We start from the raw sequence: 20,855 nt of genomic DNA on the forward strand, positions 1-20,855 counted from the left end.
AAAACGCATCTCTTTTAAACAAAAAGAGATGCGTTTTTATTTTATATTTGCCCTGTAAAGAAGTTAACCAGTAAACCTATATTTATTAATTAACTATTTGTCATCCCCATATTTTAAAAATCTCTGTACATGAAATTCAACTTTTTAGTGAGTGTGAGCTTGCTTTTTGCCATGGCTTCATCTGGCCAAACCTATAATAACAAGATTAATGCTTCCGGGAATGTTGGCATCGGCACCACTTCACCAACAAACAAATTGCATATTGCCATATCATCCCAACTAGATAGTTCGGCCATCCGAATCGGTTTTGCGGGAGATACCGGAAAATTAGCGGTGCCGGTTGGTGGTGTTGCAGGTGGCTACAATATCGACTTTCATACCTACCGTGATATGACGCCTAATCAAGTGGGTGCACGCATCCGGGCGGAAAGAATTAACCGTTACGCCCCTGACAACGCATTGATACAAGGCATGGACCTTGCTTTTTCCACCTCTCCAGCAGGAGTGCAGACGGATTTAAGCGAAAGAATGAGAATTAACTACCTGGGAAATGTGGGTATCGGCACCAACACGCCGGGAGCGCGTTTGCATATTGTTAATGGATTACAGCAGATTTTATTTGGATCAGGTCCCTGTACTTCGGGGTATAATTTAAACATTGGTGTGAACGACAATGGCGTAAATATTTCCAACAACTCTACGGTAAGAGGATTTATTTTTTCCAATTCCAACGGAACACTCCTACAGATGAGCCCCACCGGTGATCTTACTACGTACGGGTCAGGAATTACAAAGCATCTGGGTCCGGTTACCTTTATCGGTCCGGGGGCTGTTGATGAACCATCCAATACGCTTAAAAGAGGTTTATATATAGACAATGGCGCCAATACCGCCTGGGAATTTATGACTGTACAAAATGCATCCGGTGTAAAAATGAAAATAACCAAGGACGGGGATGTGCTCATAGGCGGTCCTATCGCCCAACAGGGGTATAAACTGGCAGTAAACGGCACTATCGGCGGCAGAAAGGTAAAAGTTACGCAGGAAACCTGGGCCGACTTCGTATTCCATCACGATTATGCGTTACCATCTATACAGGAAGTAGCACAGTATATCGGCCAGCATCAACATTTACCGGGAATTCCGGCAGAAAAAGAAGTAAAAGCCGAAGGTATAGATCTGGGAGAAATGAATAAACTGTTGTTACAAAAAGTAGAAGAGCAGATGCTATATATTATTCAGCTCAACAAACAAGTACAGCAGCTTACCGAAAAAGTGGAACAGCTAAGTACTAAATAATCATATAGTAGCCCCCGGTAAATATCTTCCGGGGGCGCTTTTACAAATCACGTATCACAACTCACATCATCCCATTCCTGGTTTCTGTAGTTAATCAACCAGTTCAGGGCATAATGTCTTTCATATACAATACCGGGATGCGCGGGTGTTTCTCCTCCATTCAAACGGGCATCTACACAAGCCCAGTTAATGCGGTAATACAAATCGTTTGCATCCAGTATTTCGTGGGCTGTACGTAAGTTGTCAGCAGTAGCCAGGAAGGCGGCAGGATCGCTATCCGGGCCACGGAAAGGGAACTCCTCTTCCGGTACCATATCAAGGTTGCAGAGTGTATCTATTTCTCCCAGGGAAGGCACTTTATTTAAAGCCCAGAGGAGCACCCATATATCTTCACACTTCCATGTTTCCCTTGTTTTCTGCCCTTCCTGTGGATCTGCCAGGAAGGCTTTTTCAGCAGGTGTTGTTTTATCCCAAAGTTGATTTTGCTGTAAATATTTGATCACCACAGTTCCCTCGAGATAATCAAAGGCCACTGTATTTACAGCTGCCAGCACCACTACCCGCTCCGCCACTTCCCTGGCAGAACGCAGTGTTACCTGGGTTTCATCAATGATGACCGGCAGGTTTGGTGTTGTTTTCACATTCAGCTGTTTCAACTGTGCCATGCTTTGTTGCTTTCGGGTAGTAGCAGTGGTGGACGGTGTTTCCTGGCTGTCGAAATAAGCGGAGTGAATATTTACTGTGAGATTGGTTGCGGTGGAATGTCCGTTTACATCGAGTAGCAAGGCGCCTGTGTTATCCCAGAAGCCTTGTACATCTGTATCGAATATGAAATTCTTTTCGCAAAAGAAGAAGCCATCCAGCTCTTTCGCCAGCTCCATGACAGCGGCTCTCAGCTCTCCATTAAAGGAAGGTTCTGCGAGAAAAATCACCTCTGTATTGATGGTGGCCACTTTGGCCAACAATAATTCCTGTAACCGGGTGTTTTCCGCGGGCAGCTGCTGCACAAAGCCGTACATGCCCAACAGGTTGATGGTAACCGGGTCATCATTCCTCACCAGCTGATAGCCGGGAATGGCCCGCTGACGATACCGGATGGTAAGGGTATTCCCTTTACGTAATAATTTCTTACCGGATGTAATGGTTAACTGTTCCCAATGGTGCTCTCCGGCGCCTGTTACCTTTACTGCCTTTTCTCCAAAATGCGCCCGCATGCGGGTTAGCACTTTCTCCATGTCTATCTCGTGCGTATAGAGGGTACAATTTTCCATGCTGTTTTTTTCGAGGGGTCAAAGGTAGTCCAAACCGGGCAAATATGGTATTGGATTTGCCTTATTCCGGTGAATCCGTAGCTATTCTGTCCATTATAAACCAGGAAGTGATGAAAAGAAAAACCTTGCCAGCCCTGGCTGTCTGTGCATTACTGCTGGCAGCCGGTTGTTTACCACCCAGGCCCCCCAGACCGCCAAGACCACCAAGGCCTCACCGTCATAGTAGTATTATTACTTACCCTTTTTACCGTCTGCACGATGTTGCAGCAGGCGCAGGATTTTATTCAGTTTAACGGGGTCATTTACATAAGGAGAAAGATCAAACAATTCTACCTTTCTGAATGCCACCGGATGGCTTTCGCTTTGCAGGGAAATAGATCCTTCGCTTAATAAGCGACCTTCCTGCAACAGGGCCGGATCTGCATGGGAAACGGAACCACCGCCTACCTGTGGCTTATTGTAGACGATCACGGTATCACGGTCTACGATATGTTTAATCACGGAGTCGCGCAAAACAAGGGCTTCTGCATGTACCCAAACATCGCCCTGGTAGGTTTTGGAAGTAGAGCTGATACAGTGGTCGGTGATGAGTTTACCATTCATGACCACGTTGGTACCAGGTGTACAGAGATTAGAGGTAGAACGTGGATCTGTGCCATTACCGCCCAACAGCTGATCTTCCAGTGAAATCGGGAAGTCCTGGTCTTTTTTCATGCTGGCAGCAGTTTGTCCATGGAGCATGATACCGCTGTTACGATACGCCCATCCGGGACCGCCTTTCACCTGGTCGCCAGTAAATTTATATTCTACCACGATGAGGTAGGCAGAGAAATTCTTTTTATAGAAAATGTGACCGTATTGTCCTTTGAAATCGTCGTATTGATCATAGGAAACTTTCATCATGCCGCTATCTACGCGGAATGTATTACCGAAGTTATCGTTCAGATCGTGGCCGGCTATTTTTACGTCCCATCCGGTGAGGTCTTTTCCGTTAAAGAGTTTAAGCCACTTATTGGGGGCTATTTCTTTTTGCGCGGAACTGTGTAATCCGGCCAGTAATAATAACGCGGTCAGTGCTTTTTTCATAAGTTCTTTGATTTGGCCGGTTAAGATAGCAGATAGTGAAGAGATATCCAAGTTACCTTCCCGGCGGGATAATAGAGTGTGTAAGAAAATACGCACCGTGCCGGATGTGCCACACGAACAGGCAAACGAAGCGTGCATCTATCTACCTAAATATCAATCAGTTAAACACATCTGCATAAAAGTGCAGGGTTTTCGCTGTAGGTTCCCCAAACTGTATATATGAATTCCTTTACGCAACAACATGATCGGTACACGGAACAACCCAAAGCGGGCTCATTATATGAAGGTTCAAACATTATTAATGTAACACCGGAAGGCAGAATTGTCTCTATTTTTACGGGGGCCTGGTTGGTAGGCAATGCTATCAGCAAAGTAGATAAAAGCCCTGTGGGCAGCCTTTTAAAGCTGTTGGGCGCGGGCTATTTGCTATACCGGGGCATTAGCGGTAATGACCTCATCAATGGGCTGATTGGCAAAAGAAAACCAGACCGGCACACTGCTGCTGTGAATATCCGCACAGCAATCAGCATTGATAATCCGAAGGAAGAAGTGTATTATTTCTGGCGGCAATTAAACAACCTGCCTGTGTTTATGAAACATCTGCAATCTGTAGAGGAAACGGATCCCTTCCATTCTCACTGGATCGTAAAGGGGCCTGGTGGGATTGGTACACTGGAGTGGGATGCAGAAATTGTGAAAGAGGTGCCCGGTGAAATTATTGGCTGGCGTTCCCTGCCCGGATCTTCTATTGCTACTGCTGGCAGAATTACTTTCCGGGAAACCTTTAATGGCGGTACGGAAATAGATGTGATGATTACCTACCGGCCGCCTGCAGGTTACGTAGGCTCCGGGCTGGCGTGGCTATTGAATCCTGCTTTCGAAAATATGATTGTGAAAGACGTGAGACGCTTTAAGAATTACATGGAAACAGGGGAAATAGCGAATTAGCGGAAAGCATAGAGGTAAAAGCAAAAAGCTATTAAAGCAAATGATTAAAGGGGAGTAATTGAAATATCCACCATGATCATTCGCTTCAATAGCTTTTTGCTTTTACCTCTATGCTTTCCGCTTTATGACAATGCTTCTCTTTTAAATCTGTTATACGTTCCCTGACTTTTGTTAATCAGTTTCAGCACACGCTCACGAACATCATCCTGTAAACCGCTGATCTCATGTTCAAATACTTCTTTCAACTCCGATAAATCCTCTCCTCCTTTTCCTACCAGGCCATTGATTTTATGGCGCCAGTCGTCTGCTTTGGTTTTAATTTTTTTGCGGGTTCTATCGCCGCTATCCGGTGCTGTCAATAATCCGATTACTAATCCGGTAGTTAACCCGGCTATAGCGCCAGCTAAAAATTTCGTTGTAGACATAGTTATTGGATTTTTATGGTTTAACAAATGATTCCGGTGCGTAGTTCATTCACACTTGCTGGTAAAATTTTCAAATATCAGGCCAGCAAAGCCGGAGTTGGTCTTAAAGAAATGTTATTAAAATAAAGGGAAGGAAAAACCACCTGCTATTAAAGAAGTCAAAAGATAAGTTTCAATAACGTAAAACATCGAAGGAGACGCTATCCAGGACAACATCAGAATTGACATTGCCCCGGCAGGTGGATAAGATAAGCGTATTAGATAATGGAATTTATAAAAGTCAAACGGAGCAGTAAAATAATTACATTCCCGTATTTTTCAAACTTTATTGAAAGAAATGAAATAATAAATTTTATTAAAAAGTAAATCCCCCCTGTAAATCAATACCAGAGGGGATTTAGCTGATTGTCTATTATATTAAACAATTAACGTATATTATGAAATTGCGATCATTTTATTAAAAGCGTCCAGTTGCAAGCTGCAAAAAAACCGGCGATTATTTTGCATCGAGCATCCCAGACACCAGCCGGTGGAAATCTGCCTGGAACTGTTCATAGTGTTCTCCTGTTCCAGGGCCGGAAAAACCGGTATGTACTTCCTGTACATTTCCTTTCTTATTGATAAATATAGTAGTAGGGAAACCCTTGATACCTGTAAGCTGTGGCAGGGTTTTCTCGCCTTTTTCCGGGTCAGCAGGTGTTACGCCGGTGATGAGTACCGGATAATGTACATTGAATCGGTTGAGAAAGCTTTCCAGGCTTTTCTTTGATTTTTCAAAATCAGTAGTCCGTTCATAAGCCAGGCCGATTACTTCAACGCCACGGTGTTTATTCTTTTCATACCACTTGCTCAGGAAACCGGTTTCGTCCATACAATTGGGACACCAGGAACCCATGAGGGTAATAATGACTACCTTATTTTTAAAGCGGTCATCTTTAATACTTACTTTACCACCGTTCAGATCCGGGAAAGAGAAGTCCAGTTGTTGTTGCCCAGGCTTCATGGTAGCAATGGTTCTTTCATCTGGTAAAGTAGCGGTATCATTTTTTACTGCCGACCAGTTTTCAAGGCCATCTCCGATACCAGCGTAGAAGCGGCCGTTGGTGATACTATCTTTTCCTACCACGGCGGTAAACAGGTAGGCATGTGAGCCATCGAAAGTAGAGAGGCGGAGGGTATCTCCATCTACTACACCATCAAGGAAGCGATAGTCGCCGGTGGTAGTGAGGAAGGTACCATGTACCACGTTACCGGATTGTTTAAATTCCCCTATCGCGGTAGAAGGAGCTTTATCCTTGTCTTTTGCAGATACAAACTGCGTCACCCAGCGACCGGAAACATCGGCGGTAGCAGGTGTATTTACCTTAAAACGTTCTGCGTTGCCAGCCACGGCGGTGAAGGGAATGCTCACATCTTTGTCTGCCAGGTGTCTGATCCACTGACCTTCCAGGGCGCTGTCGGTCGTTAAACGGGCCTGGAATTCGGAGTCAAAGAAGGGCATCCTGATGAATACGGAGTCTCCTTTTACGGTTACTTCATCTACCAGCAGCTTGTCGGTGGCATTGATGACGTGGAGTGTAGTTTTACCGTTGGCATTTTTTACGTCGAAATTGAAAACGATGTTGGCACCGTCTTTACGGTGTAGTTTTGCCTGCCATACACCATCGGCCAGGTATTTTGTGGCGGCGCCGTTATTGCAGGCAGCGAACCCGATACCCGCCAGGCAATAGATCCATAGTTTTTTCATAATACTACTTTTGTGAATAGTTCCTTTCTCCAAACAGCAGGCTACCGATACGGACCATCGTGCTCCCTTCCTGCAGGGCGATGGGATAATCGGCACTCATGCCAATGGACAGTTCTTTAAAGTACGCTTCGTTGTTAAAATAAGTGGTTTTAACAGATCCGAATAACTGGTGGAGCTGGTGGAACTCTTTACGGACCTGTGCTTCGTTGGTGGTGTTGGTGGCCATGCCCATCATACCGGCAATACGAACGGAAGCAAATGCGGCCGGGTCAGCGGCATACGCCTGGAGCAGTTGCTGTAACTCCTGCTCATCTAACCCAAACTTGGTTTCTTCTGCTGCAATATGTACCTGTAGCAGGCAATGGATGATCCGCTGATGTTTAGCGGCTTGTTTGTTGATTTCCTGCAATAGTTTCAAACTATCTACTGCGTGGATGGTATGCACAAACGGCGCTATAAATTTCACTTTATTGGATTGCAGGTGACCAATAAAATGCCATATTATATCTGCCGGCAAAACAGCCTGTTTTTCGACTAATTCCTGTACATAGTTTTCCCCGAAGACCCTTTGTCCTGCTTCATAAAATGCTGCAATATCAGCGACTGGTTTTGTTTTGGAAACGGCTACCAGTTGGGCATGGAAAGGTGTTAATTCGGATATGATTTTTTGGTATGCTTCTATGTTGATTGCCATCGGGCAAAGATAGCGCTGATTTTGCAAAGCAGAAAGCACAAAGCATAAAGCAAAAAGCTATTGTAGTGAATGACCATTGCGGATTTCATATACGCTTTGATGACTCGCTACAATAGCTTTTTGCTTTATGCTTTCTGCTTTCTGCTAACCCAGGATAGCGCGGCTGATTACGATACGCTGTACTTCAGAAGTACCTTCATAGATCTGGGTAATTTTAGCGTCGCGCATGAGACGTTCTACGTGATATTCTTTTACGTAGCCGTATCCACCGTGTACCTGTACGGCTTCTGTGGTTACCCACATCGCTGTTTCAGAAGAGAATACCTTTGCCATGGAGCTGCTGAGGGTATAATCCTGGTGTTGATCCTTTTCCCAGGCGGCCTTGAGGCATAATAAGCGGGAAGCTTCTATGCGGGTAGCCATATCTGCCAGTTTGAACTGGATAGCCTGGTGCTGGGCTATTTCTTTACCGAATGCTTTTCTTTCTTTGGAGTATTTGAGGGCCAGTTCATAAGCGCCGCTAGCGATGCCCAATGCCTGGGAGGCAATACCAATACGGCCACCAGCCAGGGTTTTCATGGCAAATTTAAACCCGAAGCCATCTTCTCCGATCCTGTTTTCCTTTGGTACTACTACATCCTGGAACATCACGCTATGAGTATCGCTACCACGGATACCGAGTTTGTTTTCCTTGGCGCCGATGGTAACCCCTGGCATATTCTTTTCCACAATCAGGGCATTGATACCTTTGCTGCCTTTCTCAGGATGGGTTTGGGCCATTACCAGGTATACGCTGGCGGAGTTACCGTTGGTAATCCAGTTTTTGGTACCGTTTAACAGGTAATGATCTCCTTTATCTTCGGCGGTGGTACGCTGAGAAGTGGCATCAGAACCGGCTTCCGGCTCACTCAGCATAAAAGCGCCTATTATTTGTCCGGATGCCAGCGGCACCAGGTATTTTTGTTTTTGTTCTTCTGTACCAAAGGTTTCGAGACCCCAGCATACCAATGAATTGTTCACGCTCATGACCACAGAGGCGGATGCATCAATTTTAGAAATTTCTTCCATGGCCAGTACATAAGAAATGGCATCCAGGCCTGCTCCCCCATACTTTGGGTCTACCATCATACCTAAAAAGCCCAGTTCTCCCAGTTTCTTAATCTGTTCGGCAGGAAATTTCTGGTGTTCATCTCTTTCTATTACACCTGGCAGCAGCTCGTTGATAGCAAAATCACGCGCCGCCTTTTGTATCATCAGATGCTCTTCCGTCAATTGAAAATCCATGGTTATTATTTTATAATATAATCCTCCCAAATTATTTATAAATCAGGAGGTAAAAAAATAGGTCGTATAAAATTCAACATTGTCAACCAGAAATGGGAAAATATTGAACAAATCGCTACAATAACGCTACTGTATTGGATTTGGTTCAGCTAATATATACCAGTTTTTCACCATTACAGGGTTGACTGCTTTGGGCGTTCACATAAAATCCTGTAGCTTGCCTATAATGATGTGTTTATGAAGAATATCAAAATAATAGAAGTTAAATCAGAAATCGGAGCCGGAACCCGGGGCGCCAGTTTAGGCGTAGACGCTATTAAAATAGCTGCACTGGACTTCATGAGCAACTTTTTTGTACACTTCCCCACCGAAGCAATTGAAACGGAAAATAAGCTGTTATTTGAGCCTATTGAATCGCCCTATGCCAAAAGGATCAAGGGTACTTTCAATATGTATGAGCGTATCAGCAAAAGTGTAGCAGAAACCGTAAAGGCCAACTGGTTCCCGGTATTGCTTTCCGGCGACCATAGTACTGCCGGGGCTACCATTGCAGGACTAAAAATGGCGCACCCCAAAGCCAAGCTGGGGGTTATATGGATAGATGCGCATGCCGACCTGCACACGCCTTACACTACGCCTTCCGGCAATATGCACGGTATGCCCCTGGCTACGGCCATTGCGGAAGACAATATGGACTGCAAAGTGCATGACATCGATGAGAATACGGCGAGAATGTGGAATGCCCTGAAAAACATCGGCAAAATAGCGCCCAAGGTATTACCGGAAGATATTGTATTCATTTCCCTGCGGGATTTTGAAAAAGAAGAAGACTACCTGATCAAGCAATACGGCATGAAGGTGATTACCACCAGTGAAGTGCGCCGTAAAGGACCGGAAAATATTTCCCGTTCGGTGTTCCGTTACCTGAGTGATTGTGAATACATCTATGTTTCCTTTGATGTGGACAGTCTTGATGCCTCTATTTCCAAAGGCACCGGCACCCCGGTAAGCAATGGTTTACGGGAAAGGGAAGCGGAAGACCTGATTGCCAAGTTCATGCAACACCGTAAAATCTGTTGCTTTGAAATAACAGAAGTCAATCCAACCCTGGACCGGGAGAACCTGATGGCAGAAATTGCGTTTAATATTTTGCAGCGGAGTGTGAACGTGCTGATGATGAACTAGCTATTAGCCTTTAGCTATTAGCTTTTAGCAGCTAATCATCAAAAGTTCAAATGCCCGCGCTGGTCTAACAGCTAATTGCTAAAAGCTAAAAGCTTTCTAGCGATTAGCAGCTAATCATCAAAAGTTCAAATATCCGCTCTGATCTAACAGCTAATTGCTAAAAGCTAATAGCTTTCTGGCGATTAATGGATCTTAAAATACGCGATATTAGCTTTTAGCAGCTCTAATCATCAAAAGTTCAAATATCCGCGCTGATCTAACAGCTAATTGCTAAAAGCTAAAAGCTTTCTAGCGATTAATGGATCTTAAAATACGCGATATTACCTTTTAGCAGCTAATCATCAAAAGTTCAAATGTCCGCGCTGATCTAACAGCTAATTGCTAAAAGCTTTCTAGCGATTAATGGATCTTAAAATACGCGATATTACCTTTTAGCAGCTAATCATCAAAAGTTCAAATGTCCGCTCTGATCTAACAGCTAATTGCTAAAAGCTAAAAGCTTTCTAGCGATTAATGGATCTTAAAATACGCGATGAGCCAGGTGGTTACTTCGCTGTAACTGCGGATACCTTTTTCCTGCTGATTGGCTTTCAGGTATTTATCATATAACATAGCGGAGTATTCATCTACTTTGCCGGTATAGGGTTCATAGAAGTCGATGATGGCTTTATGATCTGCCTTTACACCGGGTACTGCTCTGTTCCAGATACTTTTTGCGAGGGTAGTATCCCGTTGCCCCAGTTGTCTTACACTATACATAAACATATCAAAGTTGGCAGCATAACGGAAATGACTATCCGGAATGCTGGTGGCGGCGAGGTATCCTACAAAATTGGCTTCTTCTTCCGGTGCATATCCCAGCTGATGTGCTATTTCATGACAAGTAATATAAGGTTGCAGCACGGCGGGGGTGGTGGTATTTACCTGGGCTTCGTTGGTGAAGGGGTTCAGGTAGCCGGTGATGCCGATATAGTTAAGCCAGTGTCCGTACAGGGTACGTTTAACGCTGGGATGGCGGTACCGCAGGGCGGGCCAGGTTTTGGCAGCGGCTTCGTAGGCGGTGACAGCTTTTGCGAAAATGGGTAGGCCGGTAGTATCTGCCTTCATTGCGTGGAGGGTATCGCCGGTATTGGCTTTATCCTGGTTAACAAGACGGAGCAGGGTATCGGAAAGCTGGTATAGTTGCTGTGTGTCGTAATGCCCGGTTACGAGGCTGGTATCGGCGGTGAGGGAGTTGCGTTGATAGTTATATCCCCAGAGTACCATGAAGGCGAGGTACACGGCTAACAGGAAATGAATACCCCGTAGTAATTGTAAACCAAGTTGTTCCCAACGGAAGCGAATGACTTTATAACATAGTTTTAACAAATAAAATAATCCTCCAATAATCCAGGCGGTATATATTACATCACCAATGCTAAATGGCACTATACCTGTTACTTGTCTGAACGCCACACTACTCCACTCATACCACCTATGGAAGTAGAAATCGCTGAAGCGGTTGCTCCAGGCGAAAAATCCTTTTAACAACAGTATAGCCGTAAGTGTTAGTACAATACGGACAATTTTCTTTTTAATCAGGGCTTTTGTCTCCATATAATGTGGCAGAACATGATAGATGAAATTTTACAAAAACAATTAGGTGCGGCACTTTCCGAACAATTGAAGGTAAAAGTACATATAAATGATGCAAAAAGCGTTCATGGTGGCGATATTAACGAATCATTTCGTATAGCCACCAACGAGGGCTATTTCTTTGTGAAGCTGAATGATGCGAAGCGTTATCCGGACATGTTTGCGCAGGAATATGCCGGTTTGCTGGAATTGCAGGGGGCGAAGGCGTTGCCCGTACCGAAGCCGTTGGCTTATGGTTCGGTGAATGGGCGTGCTTACCTGTTGCAGGAGTTTTTGACCAAGGGGCAGGCGGTGTCTGATTTCTGGGAGGACTTTGCGGTAGCGCTGGCGAAGCAGCATCGTGTTACCCGGCCGCATTTTGGTAACCCGGGACCTAATTACCTGGGCACTTTAAAACAATATAATACGCCTTATAGCAGCTGGCCGGTATTTTATGCATTCAACCGGTTATTGCCGTTGATCCGGATGGCATATGACCAGCAGATTGTGGATAAGCAGATGGTGCAGCAGGTAGAGTCGTTGTGTAAGCAGTTACCGCGATTATTCCCGGTGGAAGCGCCGGCATTGTTGCATGGGGATTTGTGGTCGGGGAATTTTATGGTGGGGGCCAATGGGAAGGCTTGTGTGTTTGATCCGGCGGTATATTATGGTCATAGGGAGATGGATCTGGCGATGACGCGGCTTTTCGGCGGTTTCGACACACGTTTCTACTATGCCTACCAGTCGGCCTACCCATTGTTGCCGGGGTGGCAACAGCGGATAGGCATTTGCCAGTTATATCCATTGATGGTACATATGATTTTATTTGGAGGGAATTATTATAACAGCATTAAGGAGATATTACAATCCTATTGAGTCTTCGCCGCGTGTATCAATAAATTCGCGCATTTTGTTATATTCTTCTTCTACGAGTGGATAAAATTTGTTCACATCTTCCTGAATTTCCTTAAATAGGCGGGCAATATCTTCACTGTATACTTCCTGGTTAATGCGGAGGTAATTTTCCAGTTCCTGCATTTTGGCGCTGATCCAGGTAAGGCCAACCATGGCAAAGTTAGGTTTGAGTTTGTGTACCTGGAATTTCATTTTTTCCCATTCGTGTTCGTCTACCATTACACGGAGTTTGGAGATTTCATCGCGGATGGTTCTGATAAAAATTTCAAACAGGTCAGCGGCATAGGAAATATTACTCTCATAGAGATCTGTGAGGTACTTTACATCCAAATCGTTGTTGAACTCGAATCCACTTAAGTTCTGCACTTCTTCCATTATTAATTCTGTTTCGTCTTCGTTGAGATATTTATTAAAAATCTGTAATAGCTGATCCGGTGTGTAAGGTTTAGTGAGTATATCTGTTATTCCTGCTGCCCGTGCCATGTTGGCTGTTCCTTCCATGGCAACTGCTGTGGTGGCGATTACTGGTGTAGCCACATTGGGTTGTTCTTCATCTGCCCTGATTTTCTGTGCCAGTTCGAGTCCGTTCATACCGGGAATACGGATATCCATGAGGATCAGGTCGTATTGCCGGGATTCCAGGAAATAGGTTGCATCAGGCCCGTTGGTGGCGAGCTGATAATTAATTTTGTATTTCTCCAGCAGGCTCATGATGTAGCGGAGGTTCATCGGGTTATCTTCCACTACGAGTACCCTCGCTGCTTCAAAGGAGCGTTGCAGCAATTTCCTGCTTAGTTTGCCGGTTGGGGCGGAGAGCAGTTTGCGACTATCCATGAAGGGTATATTGAAGCTAAAGCAGGTGTTAAATCCGGGGGCATCTTCCACGCCGATGGTACCGCCCTGGAATTCCACCAACTGTTTAGCGATCGCCAGTCCGAGCCCGGTGCCGCCATACATTTCACGGATATCGCCTTCTGCTTGTTTATAATTCCGGAAGATGAGTTCCAGTTTATCTTTCCGGATGCCAATGCCGGTATCGCATACGCGAAACCTGATCCAGAGTTTGTTATCCTGCCAGCTTTCCTGGGTGGCTTTGATGGCAATGGCGCCTTCACTGGTGAATTTCTCTGCATTTCCTAACAAATTGATTAATATTTGGTTCAATAGCACATCGTCTCCAATCAGCCAGGTATTGAGGGTAGCGTCCAGTTCGGCGGTTATTTTCACGGGACGGCGGCCCAGTTTTAGTTCAAAGGTATGCCGGAGTGATTGAATCAGTTCACGGAGGTTGAATTCCCGTTGGTTTGTTTGTATTTCTCCGGCTTCTATGCGGGAAATATCGAGAATATCACTGACAATGCCCAGCAGTATGCCGGAGGAGTGTTTCAGGATATTGACGTATTCTCTTTGCTGGGTATCCAGGTTGGTTTCTTCCAGCAGGTGTGCCATGCCGATAATGGCGTTGAGCGGTGTTCTGATTTCGTGGCTCATACTGGCGAGGAAGTCCTTTTGTGCGTGCCGGGCTTCTTCTGCCTGGCGGCGGGCTTCTTCCAGTTCTCCCTGCAATTTCTTCTGATGCGTAATATCCATGTGGATGCCTGCGCCCCCGGTAATCTTGCCGTTTCGGTCGTAGGTATTAGCGGAGCTGGCGAGGATCCAGCGGGAGGAGCCATCTTTCAGTTTTACTTCCATGTCGTATACGAGTGGCACGTTTTCCTCGAGCCGTTTTCTGCGGAGGGCACGGGCGAAGGCGCGGTTGTTTTCCGGCACAAATACGTCAGTGATATTGCGGCCAATCAGTTCTTCTTCCTGGTAGCCGGAGAGGCGGCAAAAGCTTTCGTATACGCGGGTAATGTTTCCTTTTACGTCTGTTTCACACATGGCTGCGTTGAGGTTATTGAGCATTACCCTGAATTTCTCCTCATTGCGCCGTATTTCTTCCTGTCCGTTATGGCGGCGGGTAACATCGATGGCTTGCCAGATGCTGCCACTGAAATCGTCGCCATTAAATACGGGGAGGTAGGTGATTTCCCAGATTTGTCCGTTTATGAAGGGTACTTCCCAGCCGAACCAGGGCTTTTTTTCCCGGCGGAAGGTCTTCATTTTTTCTTCCAGTGGGAGGGTATCGGCTACCATTGGTTTGAAGAAGCGGATGAGTTCAGTATAGGAAAGGTTGAGGGGGCTGTTCCCTCCCATATATTGTGAAAAGATATCATTTACCCAAATGCAGCGGTGTTTTTCGTTGGTGACCAGAATGCCGGCATTGGTGCTGTTTAGCCAGGCAGTTATGGGCAAGGAAAAGATGTCCGGGGCGCCATTTAATGGCATGCCGGTACTACCAGTAGCAGTTGTTTTCTTACTGTTTCTTCCAGTGGCCTTCATCATTCCAGGTGAAAATGGGGAATACGGGTTTTCAAGAAAATAGGATGAATTGTGAAAAACAGGCATAAGATAAGCTCGAATTATGTACCTTTGCGCCTCACGCCTGGATGCTCACACGTCAATATGGCTGATATTTTATGATATAAATATATATATAAATAAGATATCGTTAGTGAACAAATTTATGAAATTTTTGCAATTGCAAATATTTAATTACCTTTGCATCCCTCTAAAAGTGAGGATATTGATATGAAACTACTCCGCGAATTTGATATTGCCTTTGTAGGACTAAATCCAGGGGTGCATTCATTTCAGTATGCAATCGGAGATAGTTTCTTTGATAACTTTGAAGAGCCGAAAGATTTCAGTAACTGTGTGGCGAGTGTAAACCTCACCCTGGATAAAAAGAGTAACTTCTTTTTGCTGAAATTTGAGATAGGCGGCAAGGTAACGGTGACATGTGACCGTTGTGGAGAGCCCTTCGAGATGCAGTTATGGGATGATTTCAACCAGATTGTAAAACTGGTTGACAACCCGGAAGAGCTGGCGAGTACCGAAGAAGATCCGGATGTATCGTACATATTAAGGACCGAAAGCCATTTAAACGTGGCGGACTATATTTACGAATTCATTCATTTGAGCATTCCAATGCAGCGTATACATCCCGACAATGCTGATGGCAAAAGCGGGTGTAATCCGAAGGTGATTGAAATGCTGGAACAGATGAACCAGCAGGCAAAAGAAAACGATAACCCAATCTGGAAAGGATTGGATAAATTTAAGGACAATTAAAAATTAAATAAAATGCCAAATCCTAAACGCAGACATTCTCAGCAAAGATCAGCAAAGAGAAGAACGCATTATAAGGCGGTAGCGGATACTTTAAGCACAGACAGCGCAACCGGTGAAGTGCACCTGAGACACCGTGCTCATTGGGTGGAAAACAAACTGTACTACAGAGGAAAAGTAGTGTTGGAAAAACAGAGCGCTGCTAAATAATTATTTTACTATTTTTACCCGAAGCTAACAAGAACAAACTTGAGTTACATGAGAATCGGGCTTGATATGATGGGTGGCGACTTCGCCCCCACAGAAGCAGTAAAAGGAGTAAAATTATATTTAGACGCTGTTGCATCTGATGTGCATCTGGTTTTGATAGGGGACGAGCAACAGTTAGCTCCTTTATTAGCAGACGCACAGCTGGACCAATCAAAATATTCAGTTGTTCATTCATCCCAGGTAATTGGGATGGATGAACACCCTACTAAGGCACTGAAAGAGAAGCCACAATCATCCATCTCTATCGGCTTTCATTTACTGAAAAATGAAAAAATAGATGCTTTCATCAGTGCTGGCAATACCGGCGCCATGATGGTGGGCACCTATTATTCCATTAAGGCCATAGAAGGAGTGCAACGTCCTACTATATCTACTCTGGTACCCCGTGAAAACGGCTCGTACGGCCTCTTGCTTGATGTAGGTATCAATGCCGACTGCAAACCTGAAAACCTCGCGCAATTTGCCATTCTGGGTTCTCTCTATTCAAAGCACATCCTACAGGTAAACAACCCTAAGATAGGCTTACTGAATATCGGTGAAGAAGAAGGAAAAGGTAATCTCCTTGCGCAAGCTACTTATCCGCTGTTAAAAGAAAACAAACAAATCAATTTCATCGGCAACATCGAAGGTAGAGATATCTTATCCGAAAAAGCAGATGTAATCGTTTGTGAAGGTTTTACCGGTAACATCGTGCTTAAGATGGCTGAATCATTCCATGAAGTTGCATTAAGACGCAATATTCATGATGACTACATGAATAAATTTGATTCTGAATCATACGGCGGTACTCCCGTTTTAGGCGTTTCCAAACCAGTGATCATTGGTCACGGTATTTCCAAAGGAACCGCATTTAAAAACATGATACAGCTGGCACAACAAATGATCGATAGCAAACTGCTGGAGAAGATTAAGGAAAGTTTTGTAGCAAAAGATGCCCAGTAATTAAGGCTAAAAAGTATTTTAAAAACCGCGCTGGTATTCCCAGGGCGGTTTTTTTATTGAGCTGAAAGCATAAAGGAGAAAGCATAAAGCTATTATAGCGAATGATTAAAGCGTAGGATATCCGCCCTGATCATTCGCTATAATAGCTTTATGCTTTATGCTTTCTCCTTTATGCTTTCAGCTTTACTTCATATCCAACGGTAACTTCACATAGAAAGTAGTCCCCTCATTCAGCTTGGTTTCAAACCATATCTCTCCCCTCGCCTGCTCCGCAATATTTTTACACATGGCCAGCCCAAGCCCGGTACCGGAAGACTTGGTGGTGAAGTTTGGCACAAATATCCGCGACTGTACTTCTGCAGAAATACCTTCTCCATTGTCTGCTACACTGATAATTACATGATAATCGGCAGTAGCCCATAACCTCACTACAATCTGCCCCTTCCGGTCGTCTGGAATGGCTTGAATAGCATTGAGCAGCAGGTTGGTGAAAAGCCGGTTCATTTGCGTTTTATCAGCAAAGACAAAGAAGTCCTGCTGCGGCTCTACATAAGTGACCTCACAATCTTCATGGCCCTGGTACAAAGCAGTCAGTGAATGCAGCACTTCATTGATCAGCACCTCTTCATTATTAGGCTCCCCGATGCGGGCAAAGGCAGAGAAGTCGGATGCAATATTCGATAAGTGCTCTATCTGCTCCACTAACGTACCTGCTACATTGCGCGACAGCTCCTTCACATTTGGAGAATCGTTGGCAATAGCGCGTTGCAGGTATTGTATACTCAGCTTCATGGGCGTCAGCGGATTCTTGATTTCATGGGCTACCTGCCGCGCCATTTCACGCCAGGCTCCCTCCCGCTCACTCTTAGCCAGTCGTACGGCACTGACTTCCAGTTTACGCACCATCTTATTATATTCTTTTACTAGCGCACCAATTTCATCATCTTTATCCCATTCTATTTCATCATTACGCTGTCCGAGGTTTACGTGGCGTAGTTTTTCCGTTACCAGTGAGAACGAACGCGTAATAGAGTTGGTGATCAACAAGGCCACCATCCCTGCTATGAGGAAAATGAAAGCGTTGAAATTAATCAGTGCTACCAGGAAGCTGGATATTTGCTCGTTCAGCTCTGTTTGTGTAGCAAAGTAAGGTACGTTCAGGTAAGCAATTACTTCATGTGTATCATGATTACGCAATGGCATATAACCCGACAGGAACGGCATTTCGCCAATATATTCCGTATGCATAAACTGGATTTGTTCCATACGGGACAACCGGTAATAGGCCTGCGGATCCATTTTCACGGAGATGAGTCCTTTGTCGGTCATCATGGGTTGCGTTGTTAACTGCAGATTCCCGTCACGGTCGTATATATTGATATCCAGTGCACGTTCGTTCGAAATATCCGCCAGGGAAGAAGCCAGTTTCTTCATCAACTCAGAATCATAGATATCACCTACCTGGTCCAGGTCGCGTTGCGCTTCGAAAGCCTTTTCCACATCTTTGGCCACTTCTCTCATTGTTTTACTTAACCGTTCGCGGTTTTGTTCTTCCGAACGATAGATAAAGAATTTGATCGTGGTAATAGCCAGGATCAGGAAGGAGAAGATGACCACAAAGATGATGGTACCATGCACTTTTTTACGGATACTCACGTTGATGAGTGTACGTAAATTACTGATCCGCATCCTGGCTTTAATGAGCAGGTCAAACACTTTATACACGGCCACAATGAGCAGGAACAGACAGAACATGTACGCAAAGAGCGTGATGAATTCTACAAACATCCTGTTCTCCTTCACTACCACCACCACCTTATCGGGCGAAGCGCGATAGAGTAATTCTGAATAGCCTTTGATAGATTTTACGGATACATCAGACAGTGGCAGATCATGTGGGTATAGCCGGATTGGAAACGGGAAATCGTTGTTATTGGTGACCAATATGCCCTTATCATATACTGCGTAAGAGTAAGTGCCGGCATATTCGCGGCCGGGGTCGGCCAGGTCACCTTCCACCAGTAATTCCGGGTAGAGCCGGTCGCTGCTGACGGGCTTCGGCACCAATGTATATACCAGCCATCCGCTGATGTCGTTGTTGGATTTATGAAATTCCTTTTTGGCAATATAGCTGTAGTCATTAAAGCTGCGTTCGTAGTAGTAGAGGTCGTTGCCAGGTACCAGCGACGGCGTAGATTCCGAAAACATCAACTTGTTGAAGGTGGGCAAACTCATGGTGTCTGAGCCAAACAGGGATGCGCCGCTTTCATCGTACGTATAGATGTTTACCCGGAAGCGGCTCAGGTAGCCCTGGAAATACTTCTGCAGGAGGAGGCTGTCGAACCGCGCTTTGCTTTGCTCTCTCCCTATACTGTCCTGGAAAAAATACTGAATTGCTTCATCGTGTTCAATCTTCTTTCCAATATCATTCAACAACATTTCCAGGTAAGGATCCTTTTGCCTGGACAGATCTTCTGCCAGTTTTTGGCGGGCCAGTACTTCCTTATGGTTATTATAGTGTACCAGTGCGCCGGAAGTGGTGACAGTGAGCAGGAAAAGCCAGAACAGGAATGGCACGGTAGCCATACTGCTTTCAAACCGGTCGGCCAGGAAGTCGAGCAATACAATGTATGCCAGCAGCCATACCACCATGGAAATAGAGAACGGTAGTTCCGGGTTATGCACCCGCACCAGTAACCAGATAATTCCAACAGCACCCAGCCAGATATATTTGGTACGATACTGAAAGTTGGTCAGTTCATTCAGCAGGTAGTTAATAATTTGGGAGAAGAATAAAAAGCTGAATGAAATGAAGCCCAGGACCACAAAGCCGATGACACTGTACTCCGTGATGCTAAAGGAGTTGGTGACATCGAAAGATATCTTGGAGTCTATCACCAGGCTTTGGATGAGATCTGCCAGGAATTGCTCCACCACATAGAGAATAAGGCTGGCAATGATGATCACCACACTTTGCGCCCAGCGTTTTTTGAGTACGGGCGGGTTAATGGTTTTTACGTGTTCACGGAAGAAGAGGATCATCCAGAACGTGAGCAGTACGTTGATCAGCAGGTCGCCGAGCGAATAAAAGATCTCATCTTTTGCGTAGATGCGGGGATCAAAAATATTCAGTTCTTTCAGGTTAAACGGAAACGGGTATACGTAGCTGAGTACGCGTAGGCCCAATACCACGAGCAGCAGGAACAGGAAGCCGTACAGCGGATTGGTTGTTTTGGCCAGCAACGTAGCGAAGAGGTTTAAGAATATCAGTACACAGAGGCAGCCGAGTACCCGGAGCAAAACGCTCAGGTTATTGGGTGGGTGTACATGCATCCCGCTGTTGTAATCGAGATAGAATAAGGTTTCCCCTTCCCCGTTATTCACGGCGAAAGTGATGTGTTCCGGCAGCATCAGGCTGGGTTGTTCGCGCAGGATGCTGTATTCATCGCCCAGCTCTTCTTTATGGTAGAAGTGATTAACGAGATAATTGTTTTTGATGGCATATTCCAGCCGGACGGGGATCACGCCTACGAGGTATTGTCCATGGCCGGGGGCTGATTTTACTTTGCGGGTTACTACTTCGTAGTAGCCGTTTTTCAGCTTCATGAAGCGGGAGCCATCCACGAGGGTTGTTTGCAGTTCTTCCGGTTGTACCTGGCTGGTATTCCAGAATGTAAGCCAGATACCGGCATTGCTGGAGTCGTATGCAAAGAGGTAGTACTCCAAGTTGGTGAGCCGATCGAGTGTTTGCTCATTATAATTGCGCTGAAAGAGAGACGTGGAGAGGCTCGTATCTTTGGTCAGCTTGCCGAAATCCTTTTCCCGTTGCTGGATACTTTTTTCCATACTGCGTTTCACGCCTTGAGGCGAGGAGTAGTAGGACCAGTAGTTACTGAACAGGAAGGCGAAGGTAAACAACCAGGCCGCGATGATCAGGAGATAGCCATGCCGCAGGAAAAAAAGCCGTATTTCTTTAGTATCGATCAATGCGAGTGGTTATGAAA

Annotated in this window: 16 protein-coding genes; 7 read left to right on the forward strand and 9 right to left on the reverse strand. The window is 45.2% G+C overall.

Annotation, left to right across the window (positions count from 1 at the left end):
• Positions 1-129: 129 nt before the first annotated feature.
• On the forward strand, positions 130-1,299 hold the full coding sequence (locus AC5ZC7_RS21240) for a hypothetical protein (RefSeq protein WP_496156885.1): 1,170 nt from the start codon (positions 130-132) through the stop codon (positions 1,297-1,299).
• Between the two features lie 47 nt (positions 1,300-1,346).
• Here the strand turns inward: AC5ZC7_RS21240 and AC5ZC7_RS21245 are convergent, their stop codons facing one another.
• Both AC5ZC7_RS21245 and AC5ZC7_RS21250 read right to left on the reverse strand, forming a co-directional pair.
• Complete coding sequence (locus tag AC5ZC7_RS21245) at positions 1,347-2,570, reverse strand: DUF4272 domain-containing protein (RefSeq protein ID WP_496156884.1); 1,224 nt, start codon at positions 2,568-2,570, stop codon at positions 1,347-1,349.
• Between the two features lie 231 nt (positions 2,571-2,801).
• Positions 2,802-3,656, reverse strand: coding sequence for a 3-keto-alpha-glucoside-1,2-lyase-like domain-containing protein (locus tag AC5ZC7_RS21250; RefSeq protein ID WP_496156883.1), 855 nt, complete (start codon positions 3,654-3,656; stop codon positions 2,802-2,804).
• A gap of 219 nt (positions 3,657-3,875) precedes the next feature.
• Between AC5ZC7_RS21250 and AC5ZC7_RS21255 the strand changes: the two genes are divergently transcribed.
• Complete coding sequence (locus AC5ZC7_RS21255; RefSeq protein ID WP_496156882.1) at positions 3,876-4,604, forward strand: SRPBCC family protein; 729 nt, start codon at positions 3,876-3,878, stop codon at positions 4,602-4,604.
• 122 nt (positions 4,605-4,726) lie between these two features.
• Here AC5ZC7_RS21255 and AC5ZC7_RS21260 read toward each other — a convergent pair whose 3' ends face one another.
• The 4 genes from AC5ZC7_RS21260 to AC5ZC7_RS21275 form a co-directional block, all read right to left on the reverse strand.
• Positions 4,727-5,029, reverse strand: coding sequence for a YtxH domain-containing protein (locus AC5ZC7_RS21260; protein ID WP_496156881.1), 303 nt, complete (start codon positions 5,027-5,029; stop codon positions 4,727-4,729).
• Positions 5,030-5,525: 496 nt separating this feature from the next.
• Complete coding sequence (locus AC5ZC7_RS21265; RefSeq protein ID WP_496156880.1) at positions 5,526-6,776, reverse strand: redoxin family protein; 1,251 nt, start codon at positions 6,774-6,776, stop codon at positions 5,526-5,528.
• A 4-nt stretch (positions 6,777-6,780) separates the two neighbouring features.
• Entirely contained in the window at positions 6,781-7,470 is a 690-nt protein-coding gene (locus AC5ZC7_RS21270) for a YggS family pyridoxal phosphate-dependent enzyme (RefSeq protein WP_496156879.1), read from the reverse strand.
• A gap of 144 nt (positions 7,471-7,614) precedes the next feature.
• Positions 7,615-8,754: an acyl-CoA dehydrogenase family protein gene (locus AC5ZC7_RS21275; protein ID WP_496156878.1), complete on the reverse strand. Its 1,140-nt coding sequence runs from the start codon at positions 8,752-8,754 to the stop codon at positions 7,615-7,617.
• A 237-nt stretch (positions 8,755-8,991) separates the two neighbouring features.
• Here AC5ZC7_RS21275 and AC5ZC7_RS21280 point away from each other — a divergent pair, with 237 nt between their 5' ends.
• Complete coding sequence (locus AC5ZC7_RS21280; RefSeq protein WP_291918394.1) at positions 8,992-9,939, forward strand: arginase; 948 nt, start codon at positions 8,992-8,994, stop codon at positions 9,937-9,939.
• A 510-nt stretch (positions 9,940-10,449) separates the two neighbouring features.
• Here the strand turns inward: AC5ZC7_RS21280 and AC5ZC7_RS21285 are convergent.
• Positions 10,450-11,535 (reverse strand): DUF3810 family protein, encoded by a 1,086-nt coding sequence (locus AC5ZC7_RS21285; RefSeq protein ID WP_496156877.1) that lies wholly within the window; start codon positions 11,533-11,535, stop codon positions 10,450-10,452.
• Positions 11,536-11,550: 15 nt separating this feature from the next.
• Here AC5ZC7_RS21285 and AC5ZC7_RS21290 point away from each other — a divergent pair, with 15 nt between their 5' ends.
• Positions 11,551-12,429: a fructosamine kinase family protein gene (locus AC5ZC7_RS21290; protein ID WP_496156876.1), complete on the forward strand. Its 879-nt coding sequence runs from the start codon at positions 11,551-11,553 to the stop codon at positions 12,427-12,429.
• On the opposite strand, the gene AC5ZC7_RS21295 is transcribed toward AC5ZC7_RS21290, so the two are convergent.
• Positions 12,415-14,853, reverse strand: coding sequence for a PAS domain S-box protein (locus tag AC5ZC7_RS21295; protein WP_496156875.1), 2,439 nt, complete (start codon positions 14,851-14,853; stop codon positions 12,415-12,417). The genes AC5ZC7_RS21290 and AC5ZC7_RS21295 overlap by 15 nt on opposite strands.
• A 246-nt stretch (positions 14,854-15,099) precedes the next feature.
• Between AC5ZC7_RS21295 and AC5ZC7_RS21300 the strand changes: the two genes are divergently transcribed.
• From AC5ZC7_RS21300 to plsX, 3 genes are read left to right on the forward strand one after another with little or no spacing between them, the layout of a single operon-like run.
• Entirely contained in the window at positions 15,100-15,642 is a 543-nt protein-coding gene (locus tag AC5ZC7_RS21300; protein ID WP_496156874.1) for a YceD family protein, read from the forward strand.
• A 12-nt stretch (positions 15,643-15,654) separates the two neighbouring features.
• Entirely contained in the window at positions 15,655-15,849 is a 195-nt protein-coding gene (gene rpmF, locus AC5ZC7_RS21305; protein ID WP_079473289.1) for a 50S ribosomal protein L32, read from the forward strand.
• A 48-nt stretch (positions 15,850-15,897) separates the two neighbouring features.
• Positions 15,898-16,851, forward strand: coding sequence for a phosphate acyltransferase PlsX (gene plsX, locus AC5ZC7_RS21310; protein ID WP_496156873.1), 954 nt, complete (start codon positions 15,898-15,900; stop codon positions 16,849-16,851).
• A 183-nt stretch (positions 16,852-17,034) separates the two neighbouring features.
• Here the strand turns inward: plsX and AC5ZC7_RS21315 are convergent, their stop codons facing one another.
• Positions 17,035-20,838: an ATP-binding protein gene (locus tag AC5ZC7_RS21315; protein WP_496156872.1), complete on the reverse strand. Its 3,804-nt coding sequence runs from the start codon at positions 20,836-20,838 to the stop codon at positions 17,035-17,037.
• Positions 20,839-20,855: the final 17 nt, after the last annotated feature.

The sequence above is a fragment of the Chitinophaga sp. 9-1-y genome (assembly GCF_059511905.2).